Genomic DNA, 12,783 nt, shown 5'->3' on the forward strand with positions numbered 1-12,783 from the left:
AAGGTTCGGGGCGAAGACCGCCCGGGCGATCAGCCGCTATCTGCGGGCACGTGCGAAGCACAACGGGGCGGAGCTGGCGGACCTGTGGCCGGCCGAGTGCGGTGTGCGGAGGCTGGCACCGAATGGGATCAAGATCATGATCAGGCGGCGGGGGTAGTCCGGTGTCCGTGCGTATCGGTGGCGGCACAACTTTGCCCGCGAGTGAAAACGGCATGGCGGCGACACGGGCGATCTGATGTTGCTGCTGGGCTGGACCTCGGACGACATGTCGCGGCACTACGGTGCCGGCGCGGCGGCCAACGGGCCAGTTCGGCGGGCAGCAAGTGTTTGACAGGGCCGCAGTACGACCTGCTGATCAGCGTGTTCGAGCTGTGCTCGCCATCTCGAATGACGGCATCGAGTACCGGTCCCTTTCGTCGACACGCTGCACCCTTGCCGAACAGTCTGGGCATCGTGCCTGTTCAGATGCCGGCGGTGTCCTCGGCCTCCCAGCGCAGCAGGTCGCCCGGCTGACACTGGAGCACCTCACAGAGAGCGGCGAGGGTCGCGAAGCGCACTGCCTTGGCGCGGCCGTTCTTGAGTACTGCGAGGTTGGCGGGCGTGATCCCCACGCGGTCCGCGAGCTCGCCCACGGACATCTTCCGTTTGGCCAGCATCACATCGATATCGACGGCGATCGGCATCAGATCACCTCGTCCAATTCGGCCCGCATCTGCGTCGCTTCGACGTCGCGCGCGACGGCCTGGGCGAGCAGCATTCTCAGCACCAGCACGAGGAGTGCGACCCCCAGGATGGCGACGCCGATCCCGCCCATGATGACGGTGACGCCCGGGTCGTCCCGCTGGCCCGGCGCGTTGAGGGCCGTGACCGCGAACCACACGAGGGCAGCCACCACGATCGCGCCGATGATGACGTTCACGTACCGGAAGGCGGCGTGGGAGAACACGGTTCCGTGTCGCACCATCGTCACCAGCCGCCATACGCAGATCCCGATGACCTGGACCGCCCCGATGCCCAGGATCGTGATCACACGTAGCGGGGTCAGCGGGAGCGACCCGTCCTCCGGGTCGCTCCCGCTGACCAACGCCCACACCATCAACGCCTGCACGAACACGGTGCCGGCGAGCACCAACACCAGCACAACGCGCAGCGCATACATCGTCAGCTTCCCCATGACCTACTCTCCTATCGAGTCACGATGAAAATCTATCGTAACTCGATAGACTGAGCAAGGGTGATGACGGAGAATGCGCGGCGGCCGGGTAACCAGGGCTTGATCACCTGCACTGCGTCATCGCGCACCGCTTCAGGTCGCCCGATCACCGGACGGGCGCGGCCACTTCGAGGGCCTGGTAACCAGACACCGGATCCCGCCGCCGTCAGCTCCCGGTACAGTCCAGCCGGACCAGCCTCATATCTCACTGCAACCGGGGCCTTCCCAGTGCTCAATCCCGGACCACGCCCCAGGCCTGGGTCTCCGTCGCCAAGCGGGCGATCAGCATTCCGATCTCGTCACTGATCGGCGGTCCGCGTCCTTGGATGCCGCGCGGCGCGGAAGTTGTTGCGGGATCTCGGCCACCGCCGGCAATAAGAACTCGGAGAATGCCCGGCTGTGCTGCCGTTGCGGATGGTTGTCCGAGATCATATGTCGCGCCTATGACCTAGTAGGAACCAGGTACTGGACCCAGGGCGCGCGATTGGCGGTAAATAGGTCCACATGACAAGTCCAGGGTGGTCTCCGAGCCAGCTGCACTGAAAGAGGACAAGGAGAATATGGTTCCCGCACGTGGTGATTCGCATGATTGATGTCGATGAGATTGCTGCCATCTCCGCGCGCATCTCGGAGTACGTGATCCGTACACCTACGGTCACCAGCGCGGGCCTGTCCACCCTGTTCGGCGTGCCGACGGTGCTGAAGCTTGAGTCGCTACAACGAACTGGTTCGTTCAAGGCGCGCGGTGTCGCCGCCAAGCTGTCCATCCTCAGCCCTGTCGAGCGCGCGCGTGGTGTTGTCGCGGTCAGCGGCGGGAATCACGCGATCGCGGTCTCCGTGATGGCCCGGCAGCTGGGCATCAACGCGACGGTGGTGATGCCCCTGTCCGCGCCCGCCCGAGCGATCGCGATCGCAAAAGCGGCCGGCGCGGAGCTACATGTGGCGGGGGACGTCGCGGAGGCATTCGCGTTGATGAACGAACTCGAGCGTGGCGGGCTCACCGTCATTCACCCGTTCGCCGATCCGGTTGTGCTCGCCGGTCAGGGCACGGCCGGACTCGAGATGGCGGATGCTGCGCCTCAGTTGACCGATGTACTCGTCAGCATCGGAGGTGGTGCGTTGATTTCCGGTGTCGCCGTCGCGGTACGCGGTGTGTTGCCGGGCGTTCGGGTCTGGGGCGTCGAACTCGAAGGTGCCGACGGCATGACCCGGGCGCTGAACGCGGGCGGACCCGTGACATTCACGCCGACTTCGTCGATCTCGACCTTGAGTCCTCCCATGGTGTCGCAGATTGCTTACGACCACGTGTCGTCGCTGGTCGAAGACATTCTCGTGTTCACCGACGACCAAGCAATATCGGGCACGCTGGATCTCGCCGAACACGGAAAGGTCTGGGCGGAGCCTGCTGCCGGTTGCCTGGTACCGGCCGCTCACGAGATTGCCGCACGAGTAGGGCAGGAGTGCCGCCTCGGGCTGCTGATCTGTGGCGGAAACGTCGATGTGTCCGATTTCGCCTCGTGGGCGGCCAGGGCCGGCGATTGAACCCCGCGCTCCCGGTTCAGTCGTCGCCGGAGAGCGAAGCGGTGATCTGCGTAAGTACCCGCTGCAGGAGGCGTTGGAGAGTTAGTTGCTCTTCGCTGGTCAAGGTTGTGAAGATTTCGGAGTCGAGCTCGTTCTGCTCGACAAATGCCTTTTCGAAGGCTGTCTTACCTTCGGGTGTCAGACGGACAGCGATAAGGCGCTTGTCCTGGGTCGAGGTTCGTTGCCGGTCAACAAGGCCCTTCGATTCGAGGGTCGCCAGCACCGACGAGGTGGTCTGACGGCTCACTCCGGAGATTCGGGCGACATCCCGTGCTTCGACCTCGCCGAACATCCAGATGATGTACATGATGCGAAAACCGCTCCAGCTCCACCCCGCGGGCCGGTGCACCCTTGCCTCGGCCTCCTGCACATGGGCGAGCGCCGATCTCGTCAGTAAAATCCCCAGGCTCGCGGCAACCTCGTGCAGACCTGCTATCCGCCGGCGCGTGACCTGCATGGAGACCTCGGGGAAGGCTGCGCCGCCAAGCGTGGACGCGGAGATGACTTCTGAATCCGCTTGGCGATCGGACTTTCTTGGCAACGGTCATCCTCCTGAGGCGATTCACTAACACTTACGGATAGAGGTGCCGAACGCGAGCGTGCAACCGTGCCAGCCCGAGCAAGGCATCGATATTCGGCGCCGGCACCGCCAGTGCGTCGGCGAGTTCACTGACGACCGTCACCAAGGCGTCGAGTTCCACACCGCGGCCGGCGTCGACGTCCTGCAGCATGGAAGTGCGGACCGCGCCCAGAGCACGTGTCACTTCATGACGTTTCTCGGGATCATCGGTGATGGTCAGTCCGATTCGGGCGCCGACCTGAGCGGCCTCGCGCATGCACCGAGTGGCGAACTGGCGCACCAGAGTGTCGTCGAGGATCCGGTCCAGGGTCGCCCCGGTGATGGCCGAAAGTGGGTTCATGGTCATGTTGCCCCACAGCTTGTACCAGATGTCGCGTTGAATGCGGTCCGACACCTCGACGTCGAACGACCCCCGGCGGAGCAGTTCGGCGACCTGCTCAGCGCGGCCATCGGGCGGCCCCGCCGGGGCGCCGATAATGACCCGCCGCCCAGCGCCGTGCCGGACGGTTCCCGGTTCGGGAGAGGAGGCGCTCAAGTGGACCACTGAGCCGATCACCTGGCTTGCGGGCATGCTCCGGTCGAGAACACCGGTGGGGTCGAGCGACGGCAACCGAAGTCCGGGCGGAGCGTCTGCCAGACCGTTGAAGAACCACCATGGCACGCCGTTCATCGCCGACAGGATGACCGTGTCGCCGGTCAGCAGCGGAGCGATGCCCTCGGCGACCGACTCGATGGCGGTCGTCTTGACCGCCACGATGACCACGTCTTGACGGCCGAGAGCGGCCGGGTCGTCACTCGCCGCTATGTCGATGCGCCGGCGTGCCTCGCCCTCGATCAACACCAGGCCCCGCTCCCGCAAGCTCGCAAGGGTCGCCCCGCGAGCGACGCCGGAAACGGACACGCCACCTCTCGCCAGCCGGGCGGCGAACAGCCCGCCAATCGCACCCACGCCGTACACGCAGACCTTCATGCCAGCTCTCCCGCCTCGATGGGCAGTATCCCGGTTCGTCGACTTCCGTCGAGCATAGCCAATGATGCAGATATCTGACAGTCATACCTTTGTCTGTCAGCTATTTGACAACTTTGCGGCGGTGCTTCTTAATGGGTTGACGTTGACGGTCGAGGGAAGGCGAGTCCGATGCCCGAAGTCCCACGGTTCACCAGTGTCTGGTCGGACCTCAATCAGGTCGAGTTCGACCAGGGATTCCTTCAGGCAGGTCCATTCCGGACGCGGTATCTGCACTCCGGTGACGCCTCGAAGCCGTTGCTTCTGCTGATGCACGGCACGACCGGGCACGCCGAGGCTTATGTCCGCAACCTGAAGTCTCACGGCGAGCACTTCGACACATATGCGATCGACTTCATCGGGCACGGCTACTCGTCGAAGCCCGAGCACCCGCTCGAGATCAGGCATTACATCGAACAGGTCCGTGCCGTCTTGGACACCCTGGGCGCCGAAAAGGCCTACCTCGCCGGCGAGTCGCTGGGCGGCTGGGTGGCCGCCAAGTTCGCCCAGGTCCACCCGGAGCGGGTGGAGAAGATCGGGCTCAACACTCCTGGCGGCACGATGGCCAACCCGAAGGTCATGGAACGCCTACTGACGCTGTCGGCCGAAGCGGCGGAGGACCCCAGCTGGGAACGTGTGCGCGCGCGGCTCGAGTGGCTGATGGCCGACCCTGCCACCGTCACGGACGATCTGATCAAGACGCGTCAGATGATCTTCCAGCAGCCCGACTGGAAGATGGCTTGCCGGATGAACATGGCGCTGCAGGACCTCGAGACGCGCAAGCGGAACATGTTCACCGACGAGGACCTGCGGTCGATCGAGACCGAGGCACTGGTCATCTGGACGACGAAGGACCCCTCCGGACCGGTGGACGAAGGTCGCCGCATGGCGGACCTGCTGGCCAACGGCCGGCTCGCTGTCATCGAGAATGCCGGACACTGGCCGCAGTACGAGCAGGCCGACGAATTCAACCGCATCCATCTCGACTTTCTCCTCGGCCGTTGACGCCGTCATGAACAGGAGAACCAGCGACGTCGATACCGAGGTCCTGATCGTCGGGGCCGGCCCGGTGGGCCTGACACTGGGCAACCTGCTCGGACTGCGGGGGCAGAAGGTCACCATCATCGAGAGCCGGTCGGCTCTCATCGACTATCCGCGAGGAGTGGGGCTGGACGATGAGTCCTTCCGCACCATCCAGACGATGGGCCTGGCCGAGCAGATCTCGCAACACACTGTGCCGCAACACATCATGCGGCTCGTCAACGGCAGGGGACAGGTGCTGGTCACCAACAACCCGACGACCGACGAGTTCGGCTGGCCCCGCAAACATGGATTCGTCCAGCCGCTCGTCGACCGTGAACTGCTCGCCGGACTGGGGCGGTTCGACACCGTCGACGTGCGCTTCGGGCACGAACTGGTCGACCTGCATCCAGCCGGAAACCGCGTGCGTGCGGTGGTCAGTTCCGCGGCCGAGGGCGAGTCGGCCGCCGTGGAGATCACAGCCCGCTATGTCGTCGGATGCGAGGGTGGCCGCTCACGCACCCGGGAGCTGATGGGCGTGGAGTTCGAGGGCAAGTCGCCCCCGACCCGCTGGCTCGTGGTCGATGTGGCCAATGACCCGCTCGGCACGCCGAACGCCTGGCTGGGCGCCGACCCGCGACGCCCTTACGTCTCGATCGGCTTGCCGCACGGCATCCGCCGCTGGGAGTTCATGCTCTTCGACGACGAATCCGACGACCTGCTCGACGGCCCCGAGTTCATGGCCGGCTTGCTCCGCCCGCACGTGCCCGACCCGAACGATCTGTCGATCATCGGCCGGCGCGTCTACACCCACCACGGCCGACTCGCGACCAGTTTCCGCGCGGGGCGCTTGCTCCTGGCCGGCGATGCCGCTCACCTGATGCCGGTCTGGCTGGGCCAGGGGTGGAATTCCGGTATCCGGGACGCCACCAATCTGGCTTGGAAGCTCACCTCGGTGCTCCGTGGGTTCAGCCGGGACGAACTCCTCGACACCTATGATCAGGAGCGCCGTGCGCACGCGTCGGCGATGATCGAACTCAACATGACCGCCGGTTCGATCATGACGCTGGGACCGATGGGCGCGGCCATCCGCGACATCATCGCTCGCGGAATCAACGTGCTTCCCACGGTCAAGAGTTATTTCACCGACATGCGGTTCAAGCCGATGCCCCGGTACGCCCAAGGCGTCGTCGTCGACGAGAACAGCGGCGAGCCCGGCCGTTCGGCAGCCGCGCTCGTCCGCAAACTCGTGCAGGTCACCAACGCCCCGCACCGGAAGTCCGCGGTCGGCACGCAGTTCATTCAGCCGCGTGTGCAGACCGCGCGAGGCGAGACACCACTGGATGACGTCATCGGGAATTGGTGGGCGATCGCCGCATGGGCCCAGGATCCTTCCGCCCTGCTGTCCGCCGCGGATCTCGAACACGTCAAGGTGCTGGGCGCGCGCCTCGTCTGTATGGTGCCCGGACCCCAGCGAGCCTGGGCCGAACGCGAATACGCCGGCTCGCCGGTGACGGTTTTGGGGGATCACACGGGCCGGCTCAAGACGTGGTTCGACGATCGTGCGGCCGGGGTCCTGTTCCTGCGACCGGACCGATTCATCGCGGCAGCGTGTCTCGCCCAGGAGACGAGCAAGACGTTCGCAGCCGTACTCAGGGCAATGTCTTACGACGCGTACGGCACGAGTGCCGAGCCTTCCGACAACACGTATGGAGAGCCGAAATGGGCGTCGCCCTAGCTTGCTTGTCCCACACCCCGCTACTGGAACTCGGTGACCAACCGCGCGCCGAGGTCCGCCGGTCACTCGACGATGCGATTTCCGAGCTTCGCGAGTTCGTCCTCGCGTATGACCCGACACTCGTCGTGCTGTTCGCTCCCGATCACTACAACGGATTCTTCCACGATTTGATGCCCCCCTTTTGCGTCGGCTTCGACGCGGTCGCGGTCGGGGACTTCGACAGCCAGGCCGGACCCCTCGATGTGCCGGCCGGCACGGCGGCGAAACTCGCGCAAGAGGTGATTCACCGGGATATCGACATGGCGATCTCCCGGCGCATGGAGGTCGACCATGGAGCGGTCCAGCCGCTGGAAGTACTGTTCGGCGATATTGCCGCCAAGCCGGTCATCCCCATCTTTGTGAACTCGGTTGCCGAACCGTTCACCACGATGCGTCGCATCCGCCTGATGGGTGCGGCTGTCGGCTCCTTCGTCACGGACCTCACTACCGAGCGGGTGCTGCTCGTCGGATCGGGCGGACTGTCCCACGATCCACCGGTGCCGCGATGGGATACCGCCACCGACGAGCAGCGGGAGGCGATGCTCGACGGACGACACCCGACCACTGCGGCTCGAGCTGCCCGGCAACAGCGCGTCATCGACACCGCCCGGGCGTTCGCGGCCGGCACGGCCACCATCAGGGAGTTGAATCCCGCGTGGGACAACGCATTCCTCGACCTTCTCCACCGCAGAGCGCTGTCGGGCGCCGATGCGATGACACCGGATCAGATGGCCGGGGATGCCGGGAATTCAGCACACGAGGTCCGCACCTGGTTGGCTGCCTTCAGTGCGCTGAGCACTGCCAGTCCGGCCTATACCGTGCACCAGCGGTTCTATCGGGCGATCCCGGAATACATCGCCGGCTTCGCTGTTATGGCCGCGCGCTGACCCTGACTGAACGACGGTGGGTTGGCGTGGCCTATACGACCGTGAACACGCTCAATCCGGACGCCTGCCGTGATGCGCGCATAACGGCAGGCGTCAGCCGCGACACGACCGGTGAACACGGTGTTTCCGCGGTGGGTCCGCAGCCTGCTTATAGTTCTGACCTATAGCTCGGTAGGAAGGGGGTTGTGGACCCGCGGGCTGTCGCGACCGCTAATAGGAGGAATCGTAAGAGCTGATCGACGGAAGGATATTTCCAATGCGGACCCGCACTCGACTAGCCGCCGGAGCTTTGGGCGCCCTGGCCGCGGTCCTCCTCACCGCCTGCGGCTCTGGATCGACGGCGTCTTCTCCCACCCCCGCACCGGTCAACGTGTCCCGGATCGCGCAAATCGCCGACCGGCTGCCTGCCGACCTGAAGTCCAAAGGCACGCTGACCATGGTCACCGACACCACTGCCGGCCCACCGATTGCCTATAAGACCGACAGCGGGCAGATCGAGGGTATGGAACCCGACCTGGCCAAGGCGGTGGGGTCGGTGCTGGGCCTGAAGGTGGACGTGGTGAGCGCCAGCTCCACGGCGTTCATCCCCGGGCTTCTGTCCCGCCGGTACGACGTCGCGATGTCGGGAATCGCCGACCTCAAGTCCCGGGAGGCGCAGGTCAACTTCGTCGACTATTACCAGTCCGGCGTGGCCACGATGGTGCGGGCAGGCTCCGAGGACGGCATCTCCACCAACGACACCCTGTGCGGCAAGAAGGTCGGCGTCATCGAAGGGTCCTATCAGGAGAACACGATGAAGGAGCAGAACAAGCAGTGCCCGCCCGGGAAACTGATCGACATCCAGTCCTTTCAGGACGGCAACACGATGCTGCAGGCACTGAGCACCGGCCGAGTCAACGCGGTGCAGGCCAGTAGCGCGAGCGCCGCGTACATGGTCAAGTCGTCCGCGCAGTTCAAGGTCGTCGGACCGACGCCTATTCTGGGCTACTCGGGCGCCGAGATCGCGAAGGACCGGACGGAGCTGTTCGACGCCTTCACGGCCGCCATGACCTACCTGCTGGAGAACGGGCAGTACAAGGCCATCCTCGGTGACAAGTGGGGGCAGCCCGAACCGAACCTCGTGACCAGCATTGTCACCAACCATGGCCTCAACCGATGAGTCGGCCGACGACCAGGAGTCACCCGGTGAGCGACGAGCAGGAGACGACCGAGAGGGTGGAGGGCGCGCTCAAGGTGGTCCCGCTGCGCCGGCCGTGGCGGTGGGTCGCGGCCGTGGTCGTGCTGGTCCTCGTCGCGATGGCCGCGCATCTGGCGGTGACCAACGAACGGTGGCAGTGGTCCGTCGTCGGGAGCTACCTCTTCTCGCAGCCGGTGCTCGACGGCGTCCTGCGGACGCTGGAGCTGACCGCTCTTGCCGAGATACTGGGGCTCGCCACCGGTGTCACGCTGGCCGTGATGCGGTTGTCCCGTAACCCGATCCTGGCCTGGGCGGCGCGGATCTACATCTGGGTCTTCCGGAGTATCCCGCCACTCGTGCTGATCCTCGTGGTCTACTTCCTGTCGGCGCTCATCCCGCAGTTGTCGATCGGGATCCCGTTCGGTCCGTCTTTCGTTTCGGTGGAGACCAACCAGGTTGTGACCCAGCTGGTGGCGGCGGTGACCGCGCTGGGCTTCGCACAGGCGGCCTACATTTCGGAGATCGTGCGCGGGGCGATTCTGTCCATCTCGCCGGGACAGTCCCGTGCCGCGATGTCGCTGGGCATGCGGCCCGGTCAGATCACCAGGAAGATCATTCTGCCCCAGGCGATGCGGGTCGCCGTGCCGCCGCTGGGCAACGAGGTCATCAGCATGCTGAAGAATACTTCGCTGGTGAGCGTCATCGCCTATGCCGAGTTGCTGACGACGGTGCAGCAGATCTACTCCCGTAGTTATCAGCAGATCCCGCTGCTGGTCGTCGCCTGTCTCTGGTACCTGGCGCTGACCACGGTGGCGACGATCGGGCAGTCCTTTTTGGAACGTCATCTCGGCCGGTCGGCCGCCAGCGGTGGTGGGAGGGTGCGATGAGTGCTCCGGTGAAGCGGCCCATGGTGGAAGCGGTCGAGGTACGGAAGAGGTACCACGGGACCGATGTTCTCCGCGGCGTCAAGACGAGCGTCGCGGCGGGGCGGGTCCTGTGCATCATCGGTCCTTCCGGCTCGGGCAAGTCGACCTTCCTGCGGTGCATCAACCATCTGGAGCCGATCGACGGCGGACAGCTACTGGTCGACGGCGAACCGATGGGCTACGAGCGGCGCGGCGATCGACTCTACGAGGTGGGAGCACGCAAGGTTTCGCGCCAGCGGTCCGAGATCGGCATGGTGTTCCAGCACTTCGAGCTGTTCGCGCACATGACGGCGCTGGAGAACGTGTCGCTGGCGCCCAGACTCGTGCGCGGTCGCGACCGGGGCCGGGTCGAGCACGATGCGCACGAGCTATTGGCTTCGGTCGGCCTGGCCGACAAGGCGCGTGCCTACCCGAGCCAGCTGTCCGGCGGTCAACAGCAGCGTGTCGCGATCGCCCGTGCGATGGCGATGCACCCGAAGTTGATGCTGTTCGACGAGCCCACCAGCGCGCTGGACCCCGAACTGGTCGGCGAGGTGCTCGGCGTCATCCGGCGGCTGGCCGACAGCGGCATGACGATGGTGATCGTGACCCACGAGATGGACTTCGCCCGGCAGATCGGCGACGAGGTCGCGATGTTCGACGAAGGCCGGATCATCGAGCAGGGACCGGCCGAGCAGGTGCTGGGATCACCCACTCAGGCCCGCACGCAGGCGTTCCTCGAAAGGTCCGCTACTCGGTGACCTCACTGCGGCTGCTCGGACTCGGCGATGACGATGTCCGAGCGGCCGAACAGGAGGGCGTCCACAAAGGCCGTCGCCGCCTGGCGCAGCTGGCTGCGGTGGACGAGGATCATCCGGCTGAGCACCGGCGGGTCCAACCCGACGACGACCGCGCCAAGACGGCCCGCCAGCCGGGCCAGCGACCACGGCAGCAACGTGGCACCGACCCCGCTCAGGACGAGCGGCACCATTGATTCGCGGTGCGAGACCTCGGCCGCGATGCGGACGGGCAGGCCGTCGGCGGCGAAATCGTCGATGAGCTGCCGCACGCGGGTGCCCGGCTCGGTGGCGACGAGCGGCCAGGATGCGAACGAGCTCGGCGTGATCCGGCCGAACGGCTCGGGCACCCTGGCCCCCGGCGGCAGGACGGCGACCACCTCGTGCAGGCCGAGGCGGTGCACGACCAGCTGGTCCTGGGAGTTCTGTCCGAAATCCTCGACCAGCAGGCCGAGATCCGCTTCGGTGGCGGAGACGAACCGGCGAATGTCGACCGGATCGTGTTGCAGTACCTGCAATGTCACACCGGGGTACTGCTTCCGGAAGTCGCCGATCAGCATCGCGAGGGGCTCGGCGGTCAGCGAGGGTGACGTCGCAATCGTGATGTGGCCCGTGGTGAGGTTGGTCCGCGCCTCGACGGCGGCGCGTGCCGACGCCAGGTTGGCGACGATCTGCCGCGCGACGTCGACCAGGGCGCGTCCCGTGTCGTTCAGGACCAGCCGGCGGCCCACCCGGTTGAAGAGGGGAGCGCCGAAGTCACGTTCGAGATCGCGAATGGCGAGCGACAGCGATGGCTGGGCGATGCGCAATTGTTCCGCCGCGCGCGTCAGTGTCCCCGCGTCGACCACCGCGAGGAAGTACGCGAGACGCCGCGCGTCCGGTCCGGCCTGACTTAATTCATATGCCACACCTATAGGTTAGTAGGTTTTCAGTGGTGGACGCAGCAGGCTGCTCGGGCGTCAATAGATCTGCGAGATGGATTCGGGTGTCTGGAAGGAAAAAACTGTGGACACAACTTCGGAAGAACTGCCGTTCGCGGCCTTCGCCGTACCTGAGCGGCCGGGAAAGCCGAGGACGACCGGCCTGTCGATGATGAGCGACTGGGGTATGGGCCTGGGCAGGCAGGCGGACACCCTGGAGTCGTCGGGCACCTATATCGACTTCGCGAAAGTCGCCGCCGGGGTGAGCAGGTTCATGCCTCGTGCGGTCCTCTCGCGGAAACTGCGGCTCTACGATGAGCACGCGATTCCGGCATTCCCCGGCGGCCTGTTCGCCGAGCTGGCGCTGAAACTGGACCGGTTCGAGTCCTTTGTAGATGAAGTGGTCGAACTCGGTTTCCGCGGCGTCGAGATCTCCGACAATCTCCTCGATCTCGAAGCGGCGGACAAAGCGGCGGCGATCTCCCTGGCCAAATCACGCGGTTTGCTCGTTTTCGGCGAGGTCGGCAAGAAGGTGGGCAAGCTCGACGACGACACGATCGTCGCGGATGTCGGCACCTGTCTCGATGCGGGCGCGGATTGGGTTTTCCTCGAGGCGTCGGAGCTTTTCGCCGCGGATGACGTCAGATCGGCACTCGTCGAGCGTCTGGCGTCGACCTTCCCCGTGGACCGTTTGATATTCGAGCTGCCGGTGGTGATCGCACAGGGAGTGACCCGGGACTACAAGCATTCGATCACCACCTGGCTCGTTCGCGAGCTGGGCACGCAAGTCGGTCTTGCGAACATCGAATGGGACGAGCTTTACGTCACCGAACTCGTCCGGCGCGGTTTCGCCGGTGACACTTCACATCCGCAGGGGGTTTACCGCATGGCCGGGTTCCGTGATCTCGGTGAATGACCGC

13 protein-coding genes are annotated in these 12,783 nt (G+C 65.4%); 8 read left to right on the top strand and 5 right to left on the bottom strand.

Annotation, left to right across the window (positions count from 1 at the left end; all coding sequences use genetic code 11):
* Window positions 1-461 precede the first annotated feature (461 nt).
* Together GKO32_RS21710 and GKO32_RS21715 are read right to left on the bottom strand one after the other, a co-directional pair.
* Window positions 462-683, bottom strand: coding sequence for a helix-turn-helix domain-containing protein (locus tag GKO32_RS21710; RefSeq protein WP_154758726.1), 222 nt, complete (start codon window positions 681-683; stop codon window positions 462-464).
* Window positions 683-1,174: a DUF2975 domain-containing protein gene (locus GKO32_RS21715; protein WP_154758727.1), complete on the bottom strand. Its 492-nt coding sequence runs from the start codon at window positions 1,172-1,174 to the stop codon at window positions 683-685. The genes GKO32_RS21710 and GKO32_RS21715 overlap by 1 nt, the downstream gene beginning before the upstream one ends.
* Window positions 1,175-1,798: 624 nt before the next feature.
* Here GKO32_RS21715 and GKO32_RS21720 point away from each other — a divergent pair.
* Window positions 1,799-2,755: a threonine ammonia-lyase gene (locus tag GKO32_RS21720; RefSeq protein ID WP_154758728.1), complete on the top strand. Its 957-nt coding sequence runs from the start codon at window positions 1,799-1,801 to the stop codon at window positions 2,753-2,755.
* Between the two features lie 16 nt (window positions 2,756-2,771).
* Here GKO32_RS21720 and GKO32_RS21725 read toward each other — a convergent pair whose 3' ends face one another.
* The gene (locus tag GKO32_RS21725) at window positions 2,772-3,335 is read right to left on the bottom strand and encodes a MarR family winged helix-turn-helix transcriptional regulator (protein WP_154758729.1); all 564 of its coding nucleotides are present in this window, start codon (window positions 3,333-3,335) and stop codon (window positions 2,772-2,774) included.
* 31 nt (window positions 3,336-3,366) lie between these two features.
* Complete coding sequence (locus tag GKO32_RS21730; RefSeq protein WP_154758730.1) at window positions 3,367-4,344, bottom strand: 2-dehydropantoate 2-reductase; 978 nt, start codon at window positions 4,342-4,344, stop codon at window positions 3,367-3,369.
* A 168-nt stretch (window positions 4,345-4,512) separates the two neighbouring features.
* Here GKO32_RS21730 and GKO32_RS21735 point away from each other — a divergent pair, with 168 nt between their 5' ends.
* From GKO32_RS21735 to GKO32_RS21760, 6 genes are all read left to right on the top strand, one after another.
* The gene (locus tag GKO32_RS21735; RefSeq protein WP_154758731.1) at window positions 4,513-5,385 is read left to right on the top strand and encodes an alpha/beta fold hydrolase; all 873 of its coding nucleotides are present in this window, start codon (window positions 4,513-4,515) and stop codon (window positions 5,383-5,385) included.
* Window positions 5,386-5,392: 7 nt separating this feature from the next.
* Window positions 5,393-7,138 (top strand): bifunctional 3-(3-hydroxy-phenyl)propionate/3-hydroxycinnamic acid hydroxylase MhpA, encoded by a 1,746-nt coding sequence (gene mhpA / locus GKO32_RS21740; protein ID WP_154758732.1) that lies wholly within the window; start codon window positions 5,393-5,395, stop codon window positions 7,136-7,138.
* Window positions 7,123-8,064 carry a 3-carboxyethylcatechol 2,3-dioxygenase gene (locus GKO32_RS21745; protein WP_154758733.1) on the top strand — a complete coding sequence of 314 codons (942 nt, stop codon included), beginning with the start codon at window positions 7,123-7,125 and terminating at the stop codon, window positions 8,062-8,064. The genes mhpA and GKO32_RS21745 overlap by 16 nt, the downstream gene beginning before the upstream one ends.
* 256 nt (window positions 8,065-8,320) lie before the next feature.
* A complete protein-coding gene (locus GKO32_RS21750; protein WP_154758734.1) occupies window positions 8,321-9,223 on the top strand; it encodes an ABC transporter substrate-binding protein in 903 nt (300 codons plus the stop codon).
* A 26-nt stretch (window positions 9,224-9,249) separates the two neighbouring features.
* A complete protein-coding gene (locus GKO32_RS21755; protein WP_312868287.1) occupies window positions 9,250-10,128 on the top strand; it encodes an amino acid ABC transporter permease in 879 nt (292 codons plus the stop codon).
* Entirely contained in the window at window positions 10,125-10,907 is a 783-nt protein-coding gene (locus GKO32_RS21760) for an amino acid ABC transporter ATP-binding protein (protein ID WP_281353909.1), read from the top strand. Before GKO32_RS21755 ends, GKO32_RS21760 begins: the two co-directional genes overlap by 4 nt.
* Window positions 10,908-10,909: 2 nt before the next feature.
* Here the strand turns inward: GKO32_RS21760 and GKO32_RS21765 are convergent, their stop codons facing one another.
* Window positions 10,910-11,851, bottom strand: a complete 942-nt coding sequence (locus GKO32_RS21765) for a LysR family transcriptional regulator (RefSeq protein ID WP_154758736.1) — start codon at window positions 11,849-11,851, stop codon at window positions 10,910-10,912.
* A 97-nt stretch (window positions 11,852-11,948) separates the two neighbouring features.
* On the opposite strand from GKO32_RS21765, the gene GKO32_RS21770 reads away from it, so the two are divergent.
* On the top strand, window positions 11,949-12,779 hold the full coding sequence (locus tag GKO32_RS21770; RefSeq protein WP_166459687.1) for a phosphosulfolactate synthase: 831 nt from the start codon (window positions 11,949-11,951) through the stop codon (window positions 12,777-12,779).
* The last annotated feature ends 4 nt before the right edge of the window (window positions 12,780-12,783 follow it).

The sequence above is a fragment of the Amycolatopsis pithecellobii genome (assembly GCF_009707865.1).
Classification (GTDB): Bacteria; Actinomycetota; Actinomycetes; order Mycobacteriales; family Pseudonocardiaceae; genus Amycolatopsis_E; species Amycolatopsis_E pithecellobii.